Below are 23045 nucleotides of genomic sequence, written 5' to 3'. Positions count from 1 at the left end.
TTTAAGCAAAGAGGAGCAAATCGATGAGTATTTTGAAGAAGGTACCTGTGTTACTTGTAATTATTCTATGTATCTGGTCACCGGGCTTATCCTCCGCCGAAAATGTGGGTGACTTTAAGCTTCATCTGGACAAGAAAATTCCTCAACTTCAACAAAAGTATGGGGTTGCGGGTGTAGCTGTTGGTATTGTTCAACACGGGAAACCCGCCTACATACTTCACTACGGTTATGCAGACCAATCTCGTAAAATCGCCTTGAATGAAGATACCCTGTTTCAGGCAGGTTCTATTTCCAAAAGCCTGACCGCATGGGGAATACTGCATCTGGTTGAAGAAGGTAAACTGACGCTCGACGATCCAGTTGACAAATTTCTTACACGTTGGCATCTGTCCAATGGGGTTTATAATCAAGAAAAAGTTACCATTCGAAGACTACTGAGCCATACAGCTGGTCTTTCTGCACATCGTGGATACTTGGGCGCAGAACCGGGAAAGCCACTTTCCACTATTGAAGAGTCCTTATCGGGCAAAGGGTTTCTGAATACTCCGTTAACGATTGATCACAAACCTGGAACTGAACCCCTGTATTCAGGGGCAGGGTACTCTTTACTGCAGCTCGTCATTGAAGAGATTACGGGCATGCCTTTTGACCGATACATGGATGAGCAGGTCATGCAACCACTGGACATGCAGCATAGTACATTTCAACAAAATCCAGCTAATCCCAAACTTTCTAAAGCCTACGGTTATTTTGGGCAACAGATTCCTACTTATCAGTTCACCGAGCAAGCTGCGGCCGGATTGCAGACAACAGCCAGTGATATGGTGAAGCTCATTCTGATCAGCATGGAAAGCAAAAATAATGATCATCAGGGGCGGGGAGTCATTTCAAGCAAACTTGTTAGAGAGATGCAGACCCCCGTCATTTCGGAGAACGGTTTAGGTATATTTTCAAGAACATTATCAGAACAAATTACTCTTCTCTATCATTCAGGGGACAACCGGGGATGGCATTCCTTTTATGGCTGGATTCCCTCAACAGGAAACGGGTTAGTTATACTGACCAACAGCGAGACCGGCGTAGATTTGCGTCAGGAAATATATCAAGACTGGATCCAATCCCAAACCGGAATTCGGCCTGAAAAGCAAGATGCACTTATGCAGGCTCAAAGAGTCAACGCCTTGATTGCTATTGTTCTTGGTGCATGGGTTAGCGCATACCTCCTGCTTTTTTGCATTTCCCTATTTCAAGGAAAAAGGTTATTTATAACGAAGCACTCCCATATACACGTTGTTCGATTAGCCTTTCGATCCATCATGTTAGTTCTCATATTTTCAGTACTGTTTTATCTGTCCTATGCAGCAACCCTTGTGAACCTGCATTCAGGCAAAAAGAGCATCTTGGTTTGTATCCTGATCTGGCTTGGGGCATGGTTCGTCACTGGCTTTTTCCCCAAAAAAAAGAATCCATATTAACCGTATAACCAACATGGATTCCCCGGAGCTTTAACTTTATGGATTCATAACGCCAACAGCTCCAAATAAAGGAGATATTGGAACACAAAACCTTATTTCGAATGTTATAATAAAGGCAATCACTTCTGCCTTACGTTACGGCGGAGATTACCTCGGTAAGTTACTCTCAAAACTTAGTCCTAGTGCGGGTAACTGGGTAATCAAATACTCTAGTAATTAAAGTACGAGTTAGTTGACAGTTACTCTATCAACTTTATTTCCATGGGGATTATAGTAATTTAAATAACAATACTTCCAAAGGAGGGAATATGAACCCCTCTCACATAGTTATTCTGTTTATACTGCTACTGGTTCTTTTTCTCTCACTAAATGAAATCATTAAGTTTATAAGTCGCAGAGATCAAGAAGAACCTCCGTCGCTAAAGGTCAGGCTTTGGCTTGTTCCTGTATTATCCTTGTTAATTATTGTGCCTGTTTCTTTTTTTACGATACTGTATAGTTTGTTTTTTTATACTTTTGGTGAAATGAGTAATTTATTTTACTTTGAACAACTTGGTGATGCTATTACATTCTCCGTACTTATTTTAATTGGATTTATAATCTTTGAAACTCTTGTTCATCCAATTATGATTGCTGTCTTAAACTATGGTATACAAAGACGAGTTTCAGTTTATACTAGGAATTCCGTCACAATAATAATTGACAGTATCATCATTTACTCCTTAGCCTCTACTTTTGAAGGAGTATATATCCAAGATTTTTGCTCAGCTCTATCCATTTCAGTTTTTTATCATATTATTGAATGGATCCTCATCTGGTTTTATCATCTTTACAAAAAAAGAAAGAAGAGTGTCCAATAAATAGTTTGGACATGAGCAGAGTTTAGACCATGAGATAAAATGCAAGAGCCAATCTTCAGAAAAGAAGATTGGCTCTTTTTACATTATAAACACCTATCTATATCCATTTGGCTATAGATAATTCAATTCCCAAAACACCTTCAGCGTGCAGTCAACATAGTTGTTCTGAGCTTACGGATTCACAAAAACGGTTTTCAGCTTGGCTACATACTGCACATCAAAACCAAGACCCTCGGCTACCATAGCAAGAGGTACATAGGTTTTGGACTCTTTACCAACCTTATTCAGGAATGCAGGTGTATCCACAGCTACGGATGCGCCATTCACCTGAACGGCCGTTGCACCGATCTTCACGGCAACCTGACGGTCTTTGTATGTAATCGTTGCGGTTGAAGTTTGATTATCCCATACCGTGGTTGCACCGACTGCATTCACGATATCCTGGATCGCCACAAAGTTTTTGCCATTGCGGATGATCGGTTTGTACGGTGTATCCAGCGTTTTGCCACTGACGATAATATTCATCGGTTGACCTGCTGCAGGAGCAGCCAGCTTGGTGTAATCGCCCCAGATGGTTTCTGCAAACACTTTGGCAATTGCTTCATATCCCAACTGATTCGGATGGAAATCGCGATCCTTAATCATGTGAGTCATCGTGCCTTCACCGCCTACAAATTCCTTTGCAACATGAGCCACTTTTACGTCGATCCCTTTAGTGGAAAATTCAGTCGCAATACTATCAATGGTTGCAGTGAATCCCTGAGATGCTTCCATCAGTTTCGCATAAAGCTCCTTACCAGCTACTTCTGGCATAGGTTGGTATTGATCTGCGATTACGATTTTGGCATTGGGATTAATCTCATGAATATCATTGATCACAGCGCTAACATTTGCTGTATAGGATGATAGCAATTCTTTCACTTTAGCTTCCATTTCTGCATCACTGAGCTTATCTGCTGTACCGAGCAACTCGGATACATCATTACCCCCAATTGTGATTGCAACGAGATTAGCCCCGGCTACATTCTCCCGAATGGCAGCAATATTGGCACCCACTTGTCCAGCTCTTGGATCAGGAAGGGAAGGTTGGATCGCTTCGGATGTGATTGCTTTACTTTCCTTCATCGCATCTGTAAAGTTTTTCAGCCCTGTGCTCTTCAAGCCCGCAATCCCATAGTTGTCCACCTTGGTACGTCCATGAAGCAAGCCTTGTTCCTGCAACCGTTCTACATAACCATAAGGCAGTTCTTTCAGGTTCGGCTCATAGCCGACGGTAATAGAATCCCCCAAAGTGACAATGCGGAATTCTTTGGTTAAAGCGATTGCATCTTTCTGTGCAGACAGGGATGCTTCGGTTTTACCAGCTGGCAATGCGATAGAGCTGTTATCTGCGGCTTGCGCAGGCTGTGCGGAAGATGCTAGCAACAACATACCCGCCAGCATGCTGGCTGTTAAACCTGCCGCTGTATTGCTCCATATACGTTTACGCTTCATTCTTAGAACACTCCTTATTCTCGTATCTATAAAATAAAATGACATACACTGTTCACTCTGATGACAGAAGTTCGTGTAACCCTATTCTACCATTAATAAATGGGTGCTGTCGTCTGCACGAAAAAGCAGGCCCTCACCTAAAAGGGGCTCCCCGTCATATTCATGACGATTGGAAAGCCCCTTCGTTTACCACAGATCAAAAGCTAATCTGTCAAGATTTCGGTTTCTCCGCGTCTCCGGAATGGGAATCCATCGTTTCCGTATCCGGCTTGTTCCCGGCAGAACGTTCGATATAACGATCATAACGATCATCCACTTCACTTGCCAATTTCCGGTACTTCAACGTTTCTTCGACAATCGGGTCACGTTCTGTCTGGATGCGCACCTCGTACTTCGGAGGAATCAGCTGGCGTTCACGCTTGTCAGCATCGCCGGACTCCTCCATGTCCCCTTCAGTCAGCATATCACTCAAACGTCGTTCCAGTTCTTTGGATTCATCCATTGTTGTTCGCTCCTTCAGTAAATTTCACTCCAGACCGGTTGCGTTTGCTGCCTTCAGCACATCAGTCAATGCATCATGAATCTTGCCATTGCTGGCCACCACATGACTCACGGAAAGCTGGTAAGGCGTCCCCACGGTATCGGTAACCTTGCCGCCGGATTCCTCAACCAGCAGTGCACCTGCGGCGATATCCCATGGCTTCAGACCAACTTCGGTATAAGCGCTGAGGCGACCCGCTGCAACATATGCCAAATGCAGGGCGGCAGAACCGCCTGCCCGCAGACTGCGCACTTGCGGTGCAAGTGCCTGGACAGCGGCCATATTAACCGGCAACGCGTAGGTCGTATCCGCCGGGAAGCCAACCGCGATCAGGCTCTGGGCCAGTTCCTGTTCACCAGACACAACCATCCGGTTTCCGTGGACGTAGGCACCTTTTCCTTTTTCTGCAACAAACAATTCATCACGGGAAGGATCGTAGATTACCCCCACAATCACCTCACCGTTATGGGCCAAAGCAATGGATACCGAATAGAACGGAAAACCATGCACAAAGTTCGTCGTTCCGTCCACCGGGTCCACAATCCAGAGGAACTCTTCTTCCTCCGCTTCTTTCAGCGCTTTCGCCGAAGCTTCCGGTCCCGGTTCTACGCCTTCTTCACCCAGGATGGCATGATGGGGAAAATGCGTCAGAATCAGGCGGCGGATCATCTGTTCCGCACCTTTATCGACTTCAGTAACGAGATCCTGCGGCGAATACTTGGTTCCGGGCTCCCCCACCGTTCCGAGACGGCTCTTGATCCACTCTCCAGCTTTGGAAGCTGCATTAATGGCGACGGCAGTATAGCTTTTGCTTGTCACGACATAAGGTGTTTTTTCCTTCTCATTCAAAGCGTTCACTCTACTTTCTATATCAATCTACGAAAAGTTGAAATACTTGTTAAAAGTATACGCCCCAAGGGTCGTAAAGTTTCCCGCTGCCCAGGCCCCTTTTGGCTCTACGGATGAATGATAACCGTCGACTCGTCCGCCCATTCCACACCCTCTTCGTGATAGAATGCTAGCTTCTGCATCAACTGCACCAGAGCTTCATCCTTGCGCTTGGCCTCAATCATCACATCAAGAGCAGGCGTACCTGCTGCAATATGACGTAAGAAATCGAGCAACGGCTCCACCTCTACACCATCAGCATGACCACGCAGGTCCTTCTCACTCTTTGGACTGGAGACGTGAATTTTGGGTGGCAACGGCTTGTCTGCCGGTGAATCCGCTTGGGCAAGCGGGGACTCCCAGGTCTTCAATATATCAGGCCAGAGCTCCCACGGCTGTTCGCCTTCATTGTTTACCCATTGATGATGGATATCCAATACCATGGGCAGTCCCAAACGCTGACATACCGCAAGGGTCTCGGATGCATTGAACGTTTTGTCATCATTTTCAAGTGTCATCCGCTCCTGAATATCCCGATCCAGCTTCAGAAAATTTTCTTCAAAGCGAAGCGCTGCACTAGGCTTATCCCCGTATGCACCACCAATATGTATATTGTTCTTGGCAGTGGCATTCAGGCCCATGGCATCCAGCATCCGTACATGATGACGAAGGTCCCGCATGGAGTTGCGCAACACTTCCTCCCTTGGCGTACTGAGTACTGTAAAATGATCCGGATGGAAGGATACACGCATCTCGTTCACCTTCACAAAATCACCAATTGAAGCAAAGTCCTGCTTGAGTGCGGGAAAAGGGTCCCAATCACTCAAATCCTCATGAGTTGCCAGCGGAATTAATTTGGAAGAGAAACGATATACATGAATATGGCTGCCTTTGTTGTGTCTGAGCAAACGTAATGTATTATGCAAGTTCTCGGCCGCAATCCGTTCCAGCTTGCGAATCGCCGCTTCCCTGTCATCGATTTTTTTAAAACTGGACATGGTCATCGTCCGGGAAGGTGAAGCATTCTCCACAAGCACAGACATCGCCACATAGCCAAAACGTACGAGCATGAATTTCTTCCTCTCTATTAAGGCGGGATTCCTTCCGGCATATGAAGCCGACAGTCTTCCCTTCACTGTATATAACCAAGTTTTACCCTAAAAGAGTGACCATAATCGTTATTTGAGCAAATCCGTCTACCGTTTCACTTCAAATGTAGCGATCTATCCCTGCGCCTGCTCACCAAAGAACATCTCATCTGCGAGCGCGGTCTGAATGCGTGATTCTTCCTCGTTCAGTTTGCGGATCAATTGCATCTCCACTTCGGTCACTTCCTGACCCTGGAAGTTAATCTCTGCAATGGAGACTACAATTTTTACGATGGCTACGGCCACGTTATCCGGTGTGTACGCAATGACTTTCTGTCCGGTAGGAAATACACGAAAGCCTTGTTTGACCATTTTGCCACGGCCGTATTCAAGCAATTCGAACAACTCTTGTTCATTCTTGAATTTGCATACGGAATTGAATTCAGTCTGAAATCCCATTCATACCCCTCCTTGTATTATCGTCCTCAGGCTATGCCTGTACGCCGTTCTCGTAGTTCAGCGCCTGCTTGCGGTTGTAGCGTTCCAAGGCCAGCTCAATCATGCGATCCAGCAGTTCGGCATACGATACACCTGTCTCACGCCACAAGAGCGGATACATGCTGTATGGAGTAAAACCTGGCATGGTGTTTACTTCATTAATAAGCAAGGCGCCATCCGATTTGCGAATGAAGAAATCTGCACGGGAAATCCCATTGCCTTCAATCGCACGGAATGCCTGTAATGCGGCCTCACGGATGCGATCTGCGGCTTCCGGGTCGAGCGGAGCAGGAATCAGCATCTGTGACTGCCCATCAATATATTTGGCTGCATAGTCATAATATTCACCGGAAGATACGATTTCTCCTGGTACAGATGCCATCGGTTCGTCATTGCCAAGCACACTGACTTCAACTTCACGCGCTTCTACAAACTCCTCAATGACAACCTTCGTATCATAACGAAGTGCGAACTCCACTGCTGTCTTCAGCTCATCCCGATTGCGCGCTTTCGAGATCCCTACGCTGGAGCCAAGATTGGCTGGCTTAATGAAACAAGGATAACCAAGTTCGTCCTCCACCTGTACGATCATTTCATATTCGGACTGCTTCCACTGTGTAGCGTTAAAATAGGTAAAGGCACATTGGTCGATTCCGGCCTGTGCGAACAGCTTTTTCATGACCACTTTGTCCATGCCGCCTGCCGAAGCCAGTACACCTGCCCCAACATAAGGCATATCCGCCATCTCGAACATGCCCTGAATGGTACCATCCTCACCAAACGTACCGTGCAGCAGCGGGAACATCACGTCCATCGCCTCTTCTCCGCCATACAAACGGCCAAACAGCGCGTTTAGCGCTTCCTGGGTTCCACCCGACGCCTGCTCCAGCTTCAAATCTTCAATCTGTGCGAATGGCGCGTGCATGACCGATCCTTTTTTCCACGTACCCTGCTTGGAGATGAAAAAAGGAACCAGTTCATACTTTTCATAATCAAATGCATTTGTTACAGCAAACGCCGTTTGCAGCGATACCTCATGCTCGCCTGACTTGCCGCCGTAAACGACGCCTACTTTTAATTTATCCATACTCATGCGTAACCTCCGATTATCTGTGCATGATGCTGTCATCTCTGTATGCTCAGCACCACTTTTATTCTGCTATCTAGACTTATTTTACACGGAAGCGAATGCCTACGTCACCGAATCCCGTAAAATCTTTGGCTCTCAAAACTCATCTGCAATGTGAAAAAGCCGGTACACCGTCCGCTCGTTCCAAGCGTAAGAATCCCGGTAATCCCAAAAACGGTGGCGGCTGCTGACCGTATGTGCATTCACAAGCGGCATGCCCCCCGCATCAAAGGCGGTCACAACGGTACTATGCTGAAACCTGCCATCGCCGTCCCAGTCGTAGAAAATTACATCTCCGAGCATCAATTGCTCGGGACGATCCACTTCTGTGGCAGATAAGCCCCAACTGCTGCCGGATAAATAACGCTCCAGACTATTGGAGACCGCCCAGCTGTAACTCCACATTTCCGAGCCATTTACATACCCCTTATACCACCAACCTGCTTCTCTTTTACCAGTATAGTGGATGGGTGCTCCCCCTGCAAAGATACATTGGGACACATAATTGGTGCAGTCTACCTCGAATTCCTCAAATGCCGGGTTTCCCGCATTCCACCACCGATCTGCGTAGGCGACAGCCAGATCCCTGCGATAACTTTGCTGTCTTGATCTTCTGCCCTGTCCCAGTACTTCGCGGTTAAGGAGCGGCCGATTCATCGCCTGTACAAAATCCGCTTGTTGAAAAGGACGTCCTTCCCCTACCGGACGACGCTCCGGCACTTCACGTTCCACACGTGCAATGGTCCAGACTCCACCTTGCCTAAGAAAGGTCAGGCGTTCCCGCTCAATCCGGTCCTCCCGATGGGTCAGGCCGCTCTTCTCATAGAACAGCCTGCTGTACAATTGCACATCCACCACCGATTCATCCGCCCCATCCATAAGTGTCCGCACAAGCTTGGCACTGGTCTCGCTGCGAAGAGGAACGGCCCGCCGCTTACGGTACCATTGGTCCAGTCTGGCCATCCGTTCTCCCCGTTCCAGCACAAATTCCGGATCGGTGACGATCCGTTCACTCGTCTGTGGACGGTAATCGATCTCACAGCGGTTATACTGGCTCACGTAGGTATATAAGGCACTCTTCCATTCGCGTTCCAAGCCTGTGTCCCCCTTTGGCATCAGTTCTGTCCGGAATAATCCATTACATGAATACTCTTTCTACTTATATGAGGGAATTTTCGGTTGTATGTGTCCGGTTGAGTTTGAGGCCTTACAAAAGGGTATAATGCGAACGGAAGGGGTCATGCCCTTCACCTCTTCGGGAAAACGCATTCATAGTTCCAATGGCTTGACTGGGAAGGCAAAAAGCCCTTTACGTACGATGTTGAAAACGGTATACTTAATACTAAAGTTACAATTATGAAATTACGTTTCACCTAATGAAACTCACAAACAGGGACACGGAACGATGAAGGCCTGTTCTTCACCTAAATGAACGTTTTCTTCATCTCACCGACACATTTTAAGGAGGTACATGTATGTCAGCCAAGAATCATTTTTCCGCCGCCCGCAGTCTTGAGGTCGGAGGCAAGTCTTACCGCTACTACAGTCTCGATGCTCTTCAGGAAGGCGGCTACGGCGACCTTTCCAAGCTTCCTTTCTCCATTAAAGTGCTGCTCGAAGCAGCAGTTCGTCAATTCGACGGACGTGCCATTACCGAAGAACATGTGAAACAACTGACCGGCTGGGCAGAAGGCCGTGACAATAACAAGGAAATTCCATTCATTCCTGCTCGTATCGTTCTGCAGGATTTCACCGGTGTACCCGTTGTCGTTGACCTTGCAGCAATGCGCGATACGGTAAAAAAAGCAGGCGGCGATCCAAAACAGATCAATCCGCTTGTACCGGTTGATCTCGTAATTGACCACTCCGTCATGGTCGATGCATTCGGTACTAACGATGCACTGGACTATAACATCAAGGTTGAATTCGAGCGTAACGAAGAGCGTTATCGCTTCCTGCGCTGGGCGCAAACGGCATTCAACAACTTCCGTGCCGTTCCACCATCCACAGGGATCGTTCACCAGGTTAACCTGGAGTATCTGGCTTCCGTGGCTGCCACCAAAACGATTGATGGCGAGACGGTTGTATTCCCGGATTCCCTCGTAGGTACGGATTCCCACACGACCATGATCAACGGACTCGGCGTTGTTGGTTGGGGTGTTGGCGGGATCGAAGCCGAAGCAGGCATGCTGGGCCAACCGCTTTATTTTGTAACACCGGACGTTATCGGTTTCAAATTGACAGGTAGCCTGAGTGAAGGCGCAACCGCAACGGATCTGGCACTCACAGTGACGCAAATGCTGCGTAAAAAAGGCGTTGTTGGTAAATTCGTCGAGTTCTACGGACCAGGCCTTGCCAACATCAGTCTTGCTGACCGTGCAACAGTTGCCAACATGGCACCAGAATACGGCGCAACCATCGGTTTCTTCCCTGTAGATAGCGAAACACTGAACTATATGCGTAATACGGGCCGTACCGACGAACAAGTGGATCTGGTTGAAGCTTATTACAAAGCTCAAGGCATGTTCCGGACTTCCAGCACGGTTGATCCTGAATTTACAGATGTGATTGAACTGGACCTGGCTTCCGTAGTACCAAGTCTCGCAGGACCTAAGCGTCCACAGGATCGCATCGAACTGACTCAAATGAAAGAAAGCTTCAACAGCATCATCCGTACGCCAATCGACAAAGGCGGTTATGGACTGAGCGACGAGAAAATCGCTGAGAAAGTGCCTGTGAAACACCCTGACGGTTCCACTAGCGAACTGACTGCTGGTGCTGTCGTTATCGCGGCAATCACAAGCTGCACCAACACATCTAACCCTAGCGTTATGGTCGGAGCGGGTCTGCTTGCGAAAAAAGCCGTTGAACGTGGTCTGACTAAGCCTGGTTACGTGAAAAGCAGCTTGACTCCAGGTTCCCTCGTGGTTACCGAATATCTTGAAAAAGCAGGTCTGATCGAATACCTCGACAAACTCGGATTCAACGTTGCCGGCTATGGTTGCGCAACTTGCATCGGTAACTCTGGCCCACTGCCAGACGAAGTAAGCGAAGCAATCGCCGAGAACGACATGACGGTAGCGGCTGTATTGTCCGGTAACCGTAACTTTGAAGGCCGTGTGCATGCACAGGTCAAAGCCAACTACCTGGCATCTCCGCCACTCGTTGTGGCGTATGCTCTTGCGGGTACCGTTAATATTGATTTTGCAACCGATCCAATTGGTTATGATACCAACAATGAGCCTGTATTCCTGAAAGACCTCTGGCCTAGCTCCGAGGAAATCAAGGATACCATTGCAAGCTCCCTGAACGCCCAAATGTTCCGCAACAAATACGAGAACGTATTTACAGCTAACGAACGTTGGAATACGATTCCTGTACCGGAAGGCGAATTGTATGAATGGGATCCAAACTCCACGTACATTCAGAATCCACCATTCTTCCAGGAGCTTGGCGACAAGTTGACTGATATTGCAGATATTCGTTCCGCACGTGTCATGGCATTGCTTGCTGATTCCGTAACAACGGATCACATCTCGCCAGCGGGTAATATCGCACCATCCAGTCCGGCTGGACTGTACCTGAAAGAACATGGCGTAGAACGCAAAGACTTCAACTCTTACGGCTCCCGTCGTGGTAACCATGAAGTCATGATGCGTGGTACGTTTGCCAACATCCGTATTCGTAACCAAGTGGCTCCAGGTACCGAAGGTGGTATTACGAAATACCTGCCAACGGACGAAGAAATGTCCATCTACGATGCTTCCATGAAGTATCAGGACGAAGGACAGAACCTGATCGTTATCGCTGGTAAAGAGTATGGTACAGGAAGCTCACGTGACTGGGCGGCAAAAGGAACATTCCTGCTCGGCGTCAAAGCCGTTATCGCAGAAAGCTTCGAGCGTATTCACCGCAGTAACCTGGTAGGCATGGGCGTAATGCCATTGCAATTCCAGGAAGGTCATGGCTGGTCCAGCCTCGGTCTGAACGGACGTGAAACGTATGACATCACAGGTCTGAGCAATGATGTGAAACCAGGACAAGAACTGACGGTTACCGTAACTCGTGAGGACGGCACCAAGTTCGACTTCCCTGTTATCGCTCGTCTGGACAGCATGGTTGATGTGGACTACTACCATAACGGTGGTATCCTGCAAACCGTATTGCGTCAAATGATGAAAAAAGCGTAATCACATTAACGTTTAATGCTGTAAGTTTAAATAATCAAAAAGAGCGTCCCAAAAGGTCAGAAAACAAGACCTTTGGGGCGCTCTTTTGAGGTTATACCTCTTACGAATCCAGGAAGCGTTATTTACAAGGAAAGTACTCAATCAGGGGATATAACGAATCGTACGGAGGTTATGTCCCTATTCCTGCTCTTCTTTGCTCTTTTTTTACTGCTTTTGATAGAAATAACAGCTCTGAAGTTCGTTAGAATTCTTTATCCACGCGATGTGCCACAATAAGGTGTGTTCGATTCGTTAGCGAGGCTTTTAAGACGTTTACAGGTTAAAAATCAATCTTCAATCCAACTTCCGAATCATCAGGTGGCGAAGGAATGCGATATACACCTCTGCAGTTTAATTTCTCCACGTTGATCCAGTCCATAAAATCATCACCTCCGTAACTACGGACAAAAACAGCGTATTCCAACTTGTCCTCATAATTAATGGACTCTGTATATTCTGTAAATGGGTGTTTTCCCTCTATACTCTGTACAAAATCCGAAAATTCCTCTCTCCACACATCTATCTGCTCTGCATATTGATCGGGAACATAATAATAGAAACCATCTGGCGTATAATATGAAATTTTCATTATCATCTTGCAGTCCTCCTAGATCCTAATTGGCAGACTAAAGTTTCAGGATTTCCATACCTTCTTTCAGTTGTTCCGAGACAGCCGTATAATATTCGATGCCATGGGCAAGTTCCTGTTTGGTCTTATGTACCAGATAGTAGGAATATTTCTGCATTAACTCATGCTCGGTCAACTCAATCGGTAAGTGAATGATTTCAATTTCATTCGAATTAAAATGATATCGATATCCTCTCTCTGATCGCCCAACATTCATTACCGTTTTGATGACCAATAGCTCCTCATGAGTGAACATTTTTATCAAATTGGATCTTTTCTGTTCTAAATTACGCACTACTTCTTCATCTTGGTGACTCTCCGCTTCAGCAATTTCACTTTCAATTTCCATGATAACTTTCATTCTTCCTGCGAGTTGTTTAGCCAATGAATACAATATATGTCCTCCTTGTAAGGATGTGGGTTAATCATCTCTACTCTACCTCATTAGCAATTCAACTCGCAAACCGCATCATTATTTGCTTTCACTTCCCCCCTATCTGGCGCAGATATAAAAGCTCCCCACCACAGTACTTAGCACGGTGATGGGGAGCTTCTCTTATTAATATAACAAAGGTTTAAGTGGCGCATCTACTTTCCTCTAATGTCCAATGTAGTGTGAAGCCTGATCCAGTGATTGCAGTGTAGCCATGATTAGGAACAGACACGACATCATGATCAGTGAGTACCCTATCCATCTCGCAGTGATTTGATCATTGTTGGTTCCATCCTCGGACGAAGAATGTCTCACATAGCGCGGACGAACGATAAACACAATACCTGTGCCAATCATTAAAGCAGCCAATAAAATCAAATGCTCCCCTCCTTACACGCGACTCTGGTTAGAATTATACTCTTTTTTCGCAGCAGGAGTGGTTCCACCCACAATCAACCGCTTCATGCCGGCAAGGATTGTATACAGAACATACCCAATCATGCCACCAAAGGTGTTCAGCATAAGATCATCCACATCGAATATGCCCATGCCCGTCAATAGCTGTGTTACTTCAAAAGCAAAACTCAAAAGCAAGGAAAGTACAAGTACTTTTGCCCCAGACAACAGCTTGTTCCCCATAAGTACAGGAATGAAGATGCCCAGTGGGATAAAAGCCATGACATTGCCGAGCAAATGGATCGTGGTACCCGGACGATGCAAAGTCAGGCTATGCCAGTCTCTTAAAATTTCCTGAAATGGCGTCAGGTTAACGGTTCGCGTATGAATCAATTCCGGCTGTTGCGCGATCGTCATAAGTTGAATCCAAACGAAGTCCCAATCCATCGTATGCCACTTGAACAGAATCAGTTTGGTTAATAGATATAGATATATAATTAATGCGGCCACCCAAACGATCTTAATATTTAATCCCTTAGGTTTCATAATGAACCTCCGTGTATTTCTTGTTGTTTACTCCTCCACTGTCACGATTACTCCCTTCATGTTGTCTCCCGATATCTCATATTGGCCGTGCTCAGGTATGTTGATGGTCTTATCTTTGGATGCTTCATAATATCGTACAAGATAGTGCTCGCCTTCAACTTCAGCGGAAATGCTCTTTTTCTGCTGCAGCAATTCCAGGTACTGCTCCAACACCAGATTATTATGGTACATGATGGCACTATGCGGCAGTCCTACATACCGGAAATGCCATGGTTCGTATTGAATTCCGGTGATGTCCACTTTATCCTTTGGGTAACGCAAAACAAAACCGTACTTCCATGCATTTTTCTCCAACCAAGCTCCTTCTGGTGCCTCACTCATGGCAGCCAGAGTGGAGCCTATATCCATGGACAAGCCCAGATTATGTTCACTGTGACCCGCAGGAAGCGCATAGTCCGATCCTTTTTCATCATAAAGCTGCTCCTGTTTCTTAAAATCCCGATAGCCACTGCTAATGATAAAATATCGTACTTCTTCTTCCCCAGCAGCTTCAATCATCTTCTGGAACGCTTGTGCTACATACCGTGACAACATGATATTTTGATCCAGTAAGCCATATCCACGGACCAGCTCTTGTTGTTCAGCCAAATTGACAATGTCGGTTCTAATACCATCCGCATGTACAGGATATTCCGAATTGACCAGTAAAAGATTCCCTTTATGTACTTCATTCTTCATATCCACGCTAATTGTTTCGGTGTACCCCGCTGGAATTTCAACCGTATTCTGAATTTCCACATTCGCTTCTTTCGGCTGTTGAAGCCATGCAGGTGACTTGATCAGAAAATATCCCAATACAATGATACATATCAAAAATCCCCACTTTCTCATTCCATGTTCCTCCTTTACCTCGTATGATCAAGGATAGAGAAAACTAGTTAAAAAAAAGCAGGGCAATTCTAAAGTTTTTCTTAAATTGGCACAGGACTTCATTCTAACGCAGGCAAACGAACTTCAAATACGGTCCGTACCACATCACTTTGGGCCGAGATAGACCCATCATGCTGCTCCACGATATTTTTGGCGATGAAAAGGCCCAGACCTGTTCCACCCTCCTGGGGTGTCCGGGCACGATCCCCGGTATAGTACATATCGAAGATATGGGGCAGATCCTCTGGATGAATATGTCCGCCATAGTTCAAGACCTGAATGATAACCTGTCCTGCATCACGATGTCCATGGATATCTACATAGAGACCATCCTTGCCGTGACGGGCTGCATTGATTAACAGGTTCTCAAACACGCGCGCAAGCAGCTCACCATCCCCGGAAATGGTTAGTTCGGAATCGATATGAAGACGGGTGACCAGACGATTTTTTTCAAAAACGGGGTACAGCTCTTCGTTCATCTGCCTCAGCAGTTCACTAAGATCAAGTCTCTTTTTCTCAATCGGCAACATGCCATAGTTCATTCTGGTAATTTCAAACAAATCATCAATCAGTTTCTCCAAACGCTGGGATTTGGTAAACGCAATGGATGTGAAGTGCCTAACCTGCTCCTCCGTTAGTTGATCATCTTTCACCAACAGATCCAGATAACCCAATACGGAAGTTAACGGGGTTCGCAGATCATGCGCCAGGTTTACTACCAGCTGGTCCTTGCTGTTCTCGGCAAAATCTCCTCGTTCTACTGCTTCCTTCAGTTTCTGACTCGCCAGATTTATATCCTCCGCAATAGCGCCCAGCTCATCCTTCGTCGAAATCTGCACGCGGTGCTGGAAATCCCCACTGGCGAGATGCCGAATACCCGTAGAAATGTCTTTGAAATAAGTGACATAAGGCTTGGTAAACCAGAAGAAAAACAGGATGGCAAGCGGAATGAACAAGATGAGGAAAAAGTAGATATCCCCTATACTTCTCATAAAATGGCGATACTCTGCGAGCGGATCTTCTGCGCGCACACCCATGTAATAGTATTGCATCAGCTTATATACACCAAAGGTAATCGCGCCAGACGCAAGCATGCTTAAACCAAGCAACAGAATCATGGTCGTTCGAAAGCTTCTGCGTTTATTCATTGAACGTGTACCCCACACCCCAGATCGTTTTGATAAACTTGTTCTTGTCCACATCTTCCCCCAGCTTCTTGCGCAGGGTCCGAATATGAACCATAACGGTATTACCGCTCTCGTAATAAGCCTCTCCCCATACCTGTTCAAAGATGCTCTCCGCACTGAACACCTGTTTGGGATGGCTCGCGAGCAGATACAGGATGTCGAACTCCTTCGGTGTTAACTCTACTGGTTTGCTGTACAGGGTGACACTATGCTGATCTGGAGAGATAATGAGCCCGCCTTTTTCCAGAATGGAGCGCTGGACCGGTGCAGACTGGCTGAATTGAAGCGAACGGCGCAGCTGGGAATTCACCCGGGCAACCAGCTCCATCGGGTTGAATGGCTTGGTCATATAATCATCCGCACCCATCACGAGCCCGGTGATCTTATCCATATCCGAGGTTTTGGCACTCAGAAAAATGATAGGCAAGTGGTAGTGCTCCCGAATTTTGCGGGTGACCTCATAACCATCCATACCAGGCATCATAATATCCAAAATGGCTAAATCTATCGCTTGTGTCTGCACGGCTTGGACCGCCGCTTTCCCATCGAATGCCTTAATGATGTGATATCCTTCTTTTTGCAAGTGCAACGCAACCAGATCTGCGATCTCAACTTCATCATCTGCGATCAAAATCGTAATACGCTTCATTGCTTATTCCACTCCTATATGTGATGCTCAACAATATAACATATCTGAATCCAACTTATAAATGATTGAAAGGAATCCAATATATGAAACTGGACCGTTTATTAGCTATTGTCGTGCTGCTGATCAATCGCGGCCGTGTACAAGCCAAGGATCTGGCGGACACGTTTGAAGTATCCATCCGCACCATCTACCGGGATATAGACACACTGGGTCAGGCGGGGATTCCTGTCGTCACCTATCAGGGTGCAAGCGGCGGTATTGGCCTTGCAGAAGGCTACCGGCTTGACCGGAATGTACTGACCGACAAGGATCTGGCCTCTATTGTCACTGCGCTGCGCAGTGTCTCCACTTCTCATACGAATGTGGCACGGGACTTGTTGATGGAGAAACTCAGCAGTATCGTGCCTGAAGCCAAGAATGAGGATTTTCAGGCCAATACCAGCCGCTTCATTGTGGATTATTCGATGTGGACGCATCCCGAAGAGCTGCAAATCAAGCTTCAGCTCATTGAGCAGGGCATGGATCAACTGCGGCCTATCACATTTACCTATTGCAGTGCCGAGGGTACCCAGACCCATCGAACGACCGATCCGCATACCCTTGTGCTCAAAAAGCATTCCTGGTACCTCTATGCGTTCTGTCACGAACGCAACGAGTTCCGCATGTTCAAGCTGGTCCGTATGCGAGACGTTACCCTTGCACAAGGGAGCTTCGAACGCAAGCCGATTAACCTGCAGGACAAGCCCTGGCAGCAGGATTGGGCTACTCCGGATAATAAGGTGGGCCTGAGCCTGAGATTCCATGCCCGTATCCGCCACATAGCAGAGGAATGGTTTGGCATAGAAAACGTCGTTTCGGATGGTGAGGGGTATTATATCAGCCAGGTCGCATTTCCGGAGGACAACTGGCTGTATGGGTTCATTCTTGGATTTGGTGCAGATGTCGAAGTACTGGAGCCTCTGCATATTCGAGAGGGGATTCGTAGAATCGCTGAACAGATTGTGCAAAATTATAAAGCTCCTCCCCTAACCTGACAGACAGATGTCCAGTTCCTCCCGTTATACTTTTACTATATTCACGCTGTACATAACGAGGAGGAATTGATGATGAACGTCACCGTATGCCAAAGCTGCGGAATGCCGCTTACGACCCCCGCCCAATTCGGAACAGAAGCGGATGGTAATGCAACCCGCGAATACTGTATCTACTGTTACAAAGAGGGCAAGTTCGAGCAGCCCGATATTACGCTGGAGGGCATGATTGAAATGTGCACAGCCATCCTGGACCAGGAAGGTATGGACGAGGAATCCGCAAGGTCAATGCTGCGCAACCAACTCCCTTTTTTGAAAAGATGGAGTACCTCTGCCTCTGAACGGAGTGCGGCATTTTCGGCAGAAAATTCAAATGAGCCTGCTCATCCCGGTCGGCTAGATGGCGATAACACTCTATCTGGCCAACCTGTTCGGTATGTCACACTGCCAGGGAAACGCCTTGCAGGTGTGTCGGCCAGAACCACCAACGCCATTGAGATTAGTGGCAAAGGCTGTATTCAGGGTCTCTGGAACAGCTACTTCGCTTCAGATCATCAGCCAGCCCCTGAAGCGGCCCGCTATGGCTGTTACGCAGACTATACGGATGGTATAAATGGAGAATACACCATACTGGTGGGGCATGAGGTAGATCCGGAAGAAACATTGCCTGAGGGAGTGAATTCCGTTGAGCTGCCGCCTGCGACGTATGCAGTGTTTACCTCCAGAAAGGGACCGATGGCCGAAGTTGTAGGTGAAGCCTGGGGTGCGGTGTGGGCCTGGAACAATCAGGGGGAGCGCACGTTTACCGGCGATTTCGAATTGTATGATGAGCGGAGTCTCGATCCTGAGAACGTACAAGTAGATCTGTATATTGCTGTTCGGCAAGAACAATAAGAAAAAAGTGATTATGTTCATTTCTTCATTCCAATTGGACCGTTTCGATCTATATTTTAGCCATTGAATACCGTTCACTGGATTTTGCAAAATGCGGTTAGGCCGTCAGGTTTTCCTGGCGGCTTTTTGCCATACTACGTTATCTCCCCCTTCGAAAATTGCCCTAATATGCACCCGACAACCGACCATGGTACCAAGTTAGTTAGCTTGCGTCGTACCTATGCAGCCAGACAATAGGTCTTAATTTTGACCCATTGGCATTCTCAAAACTGGGTCTATTCACTTAAATACCGCTTCTATCCTCCCATAAGAAACCTCACATATGCAGTCCTTTCCTCCTGAATTTCCCCAAAAACGTTTACATCTCCCGAATACGGGGTAAAATCACTACAATCCAATTGGAATTACACCTTAAGTTGCCTGTTTCGTCTAACAAGTCACATATACCTATTTGCGTAAAAGGGACGATAACTCGCCGGAATACATAATCTAATAAAAATCACATATGCATATTCGAGAATGCATTAAAGGAGGAACCAAGATGATCCGCATGCCTATTCAGCAAATGATCCCGTACCACCACCAGTATCCGCGCAACACGGCGACCACTGCTCCCAAAAAGGAGAATGAGAACACTCAAGGTCTATCCTTTCATGAAATTCTGCAGCAAAAAATGGCTAAAAAGAATGCTTCCCCTTCACTGCGATAAATGAAATGAGGAGCGAATTCATACTCGCTTCCTGTATATTCACCGTTCTTCTGCGAAGTTGCGGATGAACGGTTATTCGCGTTTTCACTTTAATTGCTGTTACATCCGCATTATACATATGTACAATCTATTGTCACATCTCTATAAACCTCTATAATGGGTTAAATATTTGCGGCACTTATTGAGACAACATAATCCATTTCAGGGGGAAAATATGATGATGACCATCGCCTGTTTTCACGCTCATTATTCCAACATTGCACTGATCGAAGAAGCACTCGTTCTCTACGATGTTGAGCTCGTACACTATGTTGATCCGGGTCTGGATCGCCTCAAACATGACGCTGATTTCACCGAGGCAGTTACATATGAGAAAGTATCACAGACGCTGCAATGGATCGCACACTGTCATGCCGACGCCATCCTCGTCACTTGTACCCTGTTTGCGGCTGTACTCGGGCAGGAGGCACAGCATGTTCCCATTCCAGTAGTCGGCATTGATGATCCATTACTTCAGGAAATGAAACGGGTACCGGGGAGATTCATATTGGCGTTTACCAACCCTGCAACGATTGAAGGAACGATGGCGCGGGTGAATCAGGCTTTGCAGCAAGATGATGAACATGAGCAGCTGCACGAGGCCGTGACCATGGGGACTGAAGCGGTACTGATCCCGGGGGCATTTGAGTTAATTATGCGAGGCGATAAGGAAGGCTATCTAGCGGCGGTGAGTGCTGGATTACAGCAAATTGCTGAGCAGTTCCCTACTAAAAAGGTAATAGCCGCTCAACTGTCCATGGCTCCCGCAGCGGCGCGTGTCACCGCAGATACAGACATGTTGATTTATAGTCCATTGGCTTCGCTTGCGGCGTATTTGGAGAAGAATTTGAACATAATTCGGCGTTAGGTAAGTTTGTGAAGTAAAATAAAAAGACTCTCGAATGAGAGGCTTCCGAATGGTATAAAGCTGATAAAAAATATGCTGTGTTGAAATCCTTGTCCTTCGAAATGAAGTGTGCGCGCCACGTACCCAAGTTAAAGCCGCTCTTCTCCGCGATCACGGAGAGGAACGGCTTTTCACTATGTCAGGCTGTCCAGATTGCGTTGTAACGACGCCTAGGAGCGTGTCCGGTATTCCTCTGCCTTTTCCTGCATGCCCGCAGCCACGGCCTCATTCTCGGACAGTCCCTTGTCCGCGGCAAAGGCACGAATATCTTGCGTTATACGCATACTGCAAAATTTCGGCCCGCACATGGAGCAGAAATGGGCTTCCTTGGCCCCTTCGGCTGGCAGCGTCTCATCATGATAGGACAGCGCTCGTTCCGGGTCCAGTGACAGGTTGAACTGATCCCGCCAGCGGAACTCAAACCGTGCCTTGGACAGCGCATCGTCCCGGCGCTGGGCACGCGGGTGACCTTTCGCTAGATCGGCGGCATGAGCAGCGATCTTGTAGGCAATAACCCCTTCCCGTACATCATCCTTGTTGGGAAGACCCAGATGTTCTTTTGGCGTAACATAACAAAGCATCGACGTGCCGAACCAGCCGATCATCGCTGCCCCAATCGCTGAGGTAATGTGGTCATATCCTGGTGCAATATCGGTTGTCAGCGGTCCCAGCGTATAGAACGGCGCCTCCTTGCAGATCTCCATTTGCAGATCGACATTCTCCTTAATCTTGTGCATCGGCACATGTCCCGGACCTTCGATCATCACCTGCACATCATGCTTCCAGGCAATCTGCGTGAGTTCACCAAGCGTAACCAGTTCAGCCATCTGGGCTTCATCATTGGCATCGTAGATGCTTCCCGGGCGCAGTCCGTCCCCTAGAGAGAACGCCACGTCATACCTTTTCATAATTTCACAGATTTCTTCAAAATGGGTGTACAAAAAATTCTCCTGATGATGCGCAAGGCACCATGCTGCCATAATGGACCCGCCCCGTGACACAATGCCGGTCATCCGTTTGGCGGTCATTGGAATATATCGCAGCAGCACGCCGGCATGAATCGTAAAATAGTCCACGCCCTGCTCTGCCTGCTCGATGAGCGTGTCTCGATACAACTCCCAGGTCAGCGCTTCAGCTTCGCCATTCACCTTCTCCAGCGCCTGATAGAGCGGCACCGTGCCAATTGGCACAGGTGAATTGCGGATGATCCATTCCCGGGTAGTGTGAATGTCTCGACCTGTGGACAGGTCCATCACTGTGTCCGAGCCCCAGCGCACGGCCCATGTCATCTTCTCCACCTCTTCCTCGATGGAGGAGGATACGGCAGAATTTCCGATGTTAGCGTTGATCTTCACGTGAAAATGACGCCCGATCAGCATCGGTTCACTCTCCGGGTGATTAATGTTCGACGGCAGGATGGCCCTGCCACTCGCCAGCTCCTGCCGCACAAACTCCGGCTCCACCCCTTCACGAATGGCAGCGAACTCCATCTCCGGCGTGATGATTCCCTGCCTTGCATAATGCATCTGGGTCACGCAGCGCCCAGCCTGTCCCCGCAGCGGTTTACCTCGTAAGCCAGGATATTCTTCGGCTCCAGCTCGCTTCCCGCCCGGTTTCAATCCGTTATCCTCCGGTTTTACCGTTCGTCCCTGGTAGGCCTCAACATCTTGACGCTCCGTTATCCAGCGGGTACGCAGCGCGGGCAACCCTGCCCGGATATCGGCATGAAATCCGGGATCAGTCATTGGTCCGCTCGTATCGTAGACACGCAGCGGCTCGTTATGCTCCACCCCTTGGGGAGTATTCGTGTCATGAAGGGCTATTTCACGCTCCGGTACAGCAATGTCCGGTCGTGAGCCCTGAATGTACACTTTGCGGCTGCCCGGGAAGGGCTGAACCCGTCCGGCCGCACCTGTACTCTTTTCCAACGGCTGATCCTGCTCGTCTTGTCCCATCGTTCTGTTCTCTGTACTCATCGCTCTTGTCTCCTCCTCATTGGTAATCGACTGGATTGATAGCTTTGTGCACAGTCCCGGATCATCCACAACACAGAAAAAGAAAGAGCGGTCATACGTCAGAAGATAAGGACATCACATTCCAAGTAATACAGACAGTGGGGCAAAAGCACTTCCTACCCAACGCTCGCGAGCCGCTCTGAGCACATGGTCCAAAAAACAGCTCTGGTATCGTCGTTCGCCTGTATACGGTATATAAAAAAAGCCGGTTCCCAAGGGAACCGGCCTATGTCCATCACCACTCATGCAACTCATGCAGGCTCCAGAGCGGAGTCCATCCATAAGTCACATATGTGGTGTTCGTGGTCGTATCGCCGATTACTTCCCTACGCTGGTATGATCCAGATCAGGTGCAAAGGGTCCGGAATCTCATGCGATTCCGTCTCAGTCCGGACAATTCGGACTCCCCCAGTAACGTTAACAAGTTGCAGCATATACGCTGCAGATCCATATTCAGTTATGCTGGCCTGTGAGGCCGT

At 47.6% G+C, this 23045-nt stretch carries 21 protein-coding genes and 1 riboswitch; of the genes, 6 read left to right on the top strand and 15 right to left on the bottom strand.

Translation table 11 applies throughout. The features are described from left to right. The first annotated feature begins 23 nt into the window (after positions 1–23). Positions 24–1475: a serine hydrolase domain-containing protein gene (locus tag ACFTRD_RS26295; protein ID WP_379385160.1), complete on the top strand. Its 1452-nt coding sequence runs from the start codon at positions 24–26 to the stop codon at positions 1473–1475. A 1031-nt stretch (positions 1476–2506) separates the two neighbouring features. On the opposite strand, the gene ACFTRD_RS26290 is transcribed toward ACFTRD_RS26295, so the two are convergent. From ACFTRD_RS26290 to ACFTRD_RS26260, 7 genes are all read right to left on the bottom strand, one after another. Further along, positions 2507–3829, bottom strand: a complete 1323-nt coding sequence (locus ACFTRD_RS26290; RefSeq protein WP_379385158.1) for an SGNH/GDSL hydrolase family protein — start codon at positions 3827–3829, stop codon at positions 2507–2509. Positions 3830–4040: 211 nt separating this feature from the next. Continuing rightward, positions 4041–4331, bottom strand: a complete 291-nt coding sequence (locus ACFTRD_RS26285; RefSeq protein ID WP_379385156.1) for a hypothetical protein — start codon at positions 4329–4331, stop codon at positions 4041–4043. A gap of 24 nt (positions 4332–4355) precedes the next feature. Next, complete coding sequence (locus ACFTRD_RS26280; protein ID WP_379385154.1) at positions 4356–5219, bottom strand: inositol monophosphatase family protein; 864 nt, start codon at positions 5217–5219, stop codon at positions 4356–4358. 107 nt (positions 5220–5326) lie between these two features. Then, positions 5327–6328: a UV DNA damage repair endonuclease UvsE gene (uvsE, locus tag ACFTRD_RS26275; protein ID WP_379385152.1), complete on the bottom strand. Its 1002-nt coding sequence runs from the start codon at positions 6326–6328 to the stop codon at positions 5327–5329. Positions 6329–6481: 153 nt separating this feature from the next. Beyond that, a complete protein-coding gene (locus ACFTRD_RS26270; RefSeq protein WP_053779624.1) occupies positions 6482–6805 on the bottom strand; it encodes a hypothetical protein in 324 nt (107 codons plus the stop codon). A 31-nt stretch (positions 6806–6836) separates the two neighbouring features. Further along, entirely contained in the window at positions 6837–7937 is a 1101-nt protein-coding gene (locus tag ACFTRD_RS26265) for a D-alanine--D-alanine ligase (RefSeq protein ID WP_192263127.1), read from the bottom strand. Positions 7938–8069: 132 nt separating this feature from the next. After that, the gene (locus ACFTRD_RS26260) at positions 8070–9089 is read right to left on the bottom strand and encodes an amidase domain-containing protein (protein ID WP_379385150.1); all 1020 of its coding nucleotides are present in this window, start codon (positions 9087–9089) and stop codon (positions 8070–8072) included. Positions 9090–9448: 359 nt separating this feature from the next. Here ACFTRD_RS26260 and acnA point away from each other — a divergent pair, with 359 nt between their 5' ends. After that, positions 9449–12163 carry an aconitate hydratase AcnA gene (gene acnA, locus ACFTRD_RS26255; protein ID WP_379385148.1) on the top strand — a complete coding sequence of 905 codons (2715 nt, stop codon included), beginning with the start codon at positions 9449–9451 and terminating at the stop codon, positions 12161–12163. A gap of 319 nt (positions 12164–12482) precedes the next feature. On the opposite strand, the gene ACFTRD_RS26250 is transcribed toward acnA, so the two are convergent. The 7 genes from ACFTRD_RS26250 to ACFTRD_RS26220 all read right to left on the bottom strand — a co-directional run bounded on the left by ACFTRD_RS26250 (position 12483) and on the right by ACFTRD_RS26220 (position 16971). Further along, the gene (locus tag ACFTRD_RS26250; protein WP_379385146.1) at positions 12483–12797 is read right to left on the bottom strand and encodes a hypothetical protein; all 315 of its coding nucleotides are present in this window, start codon (positions 12795–12797) and stop codon (positions 12483–12485) included. 31 nt (positions 12798–12828) lie between these two features. After that, positions 12829–13224: a hypothetical protein gene (locus tag ACFTRD_RS26245; protein WP_379385144.1), complete on the bottom strand. Its 396-nt coding sequence runs from the start codon at positions 13222–13224 to the stop codon at positions 12829–12831. A 204-nt stretch (positions 13225–13428) separates the two neighbouring features. Beyond that, entirely contained in the window at positions 13429–13641 is a 213-nt protein-coding gene (locus ACFTRD_RS26240) for a hypothetical protein (RefSeq protein WP_379385142.1), read from the bottom strand. A 12-nt stretch (positions 13642–13653) separates the two neighbouring features. After that, entirely contained in the window at positions 13654–14205 is a 552-nt protein-coding gene (locus tag ACFTRD_RS26235; protein WP_379385140.1) for a VanZ family protein, read from the bottom strand. A gap of 27 nt (positions 14206–14232) precedes the next feature. Next, positions 14233–15096 carry a M15 family metallopeptidase gene (locus tag ACFTRD_RS26230; RefSeq protein ID WP_379385138.1) on the bottom strand — a complete coding sequence of 288 codons (864 nt, stop codon included), beginning with the start codon at positions 15094–15096 and terminating at the stop codon, positions 14233–14235. 98 nt (positions 15097–15194) lie between these two features. Continuing rightward, positions 15195–16283, bottom strand: coding sequence for a HAMP domain-containing sensor histidine kinase (locus ACFTRD_RS26225; RefSeq protein WP_379385136.1), 1089 nt, complete (start codon positions 16281–16283; stop codon positions 15195–15197). Next, on the bottom strand, positions 16276–16971 hold the full coding sequence (locus ACFTRD_RS26220; RefSeq protein WP_379385134.1) for a response regulator transcription factor: 696 nt from the start codon (positions 16969–16971) through the stop codon (positions 16276–16278). The genes ACFTRD_RS26225 and ACFTRD_RS26220 overlap by 8 nt, the downstream gene beginning before the upstream one ends. Positions 16972–17054: 83 nt before the next feature. On the opposite strand from ACFTRD_RS26220, the gene ACFTRD_RS26215 reads away from it, so the two are divergent. From ACFTRD_RS26215 to ACFTRD_RS26200, 4 genes are all read left to right on the top strand, one after another. Further along, positions 17055–18005, top strand: a complete 951-nt coding sequence (locus ACFTRD_RS26215) for a helix-turn-helix transcriptional regulator (protein ID WP_379385132.1) — start codon at positions 17055–17057, stop codon at positions 18003–18005. 69 nt (positions 18006–18074) lie between these two features. Beyond that, entirely contained in the window at positions 18075–18896 is an 822-nt protein-coding gene (locus ACFTRD_RS26210) for a zinc ribbon domain-containing protein (RefSeq protein WP_379385130.1), read from the top strand. Between the two features lie 541 nt (positions 18897–19437). Further along, a complete protein-coding gene (locus ACFTRD_RS26205) occupies positions 19438–19605 on the top strand; it encodes a hypothetical protein (RefSeq protein WP_017690769.1) in 168 nt (55 codons plus the stop codon). Positions 19606–19819: 214 nt separating this feature from the next. After that, the gene (locus ACFTRD_RS26200) at positions 19820–20512 is read left to right on the top strand and encodes an aspartate/glutamate racemase family protein (protein ID WP_379385128.1); all 693 of its coding nucleotides are present in this window, start codon (positions 19820–19822) and stop codon (positions 20510–20512) included. A gap of 209 nt (positions 20513–20721) precedes the next feature. Here the strand turns inward: ACFTRD_RS26200 and thiC are convergent, their stop codons facing one another. Beyond that, on the bottom strand, positions 20722–22506 hold the full coding sequence (thiC, locus tag ACFTRD_RS26195; RefSeq protein ID WP_379385265.1) for a phosphomethylpyrimidine synthase ThiC: 1785 nt from the start codon (positions 22504–22506) through the stop codon (positions 20722–20724). 366 nt (positions 22507–22872) lie between these two features. Further along, positions 22873–22986: riboswitch (TPP riboswitch) on the bottom strand. Positions 22987–23045: the final 59 nt, after the last annotated feature.

This window comes from Paenibacillus sp. NPDC056933 (genome assembly GCF_042674385.1).
Lineage (GTDB): Bacteria > Bacillota > Bacilli > Paenibacillales > Paenibacillaceae > Paenibacillus.
Note: the sequence above shows the minus strand (reverse complement) of the source record. Positions and strands in the feature narration are given on the sequence as shown.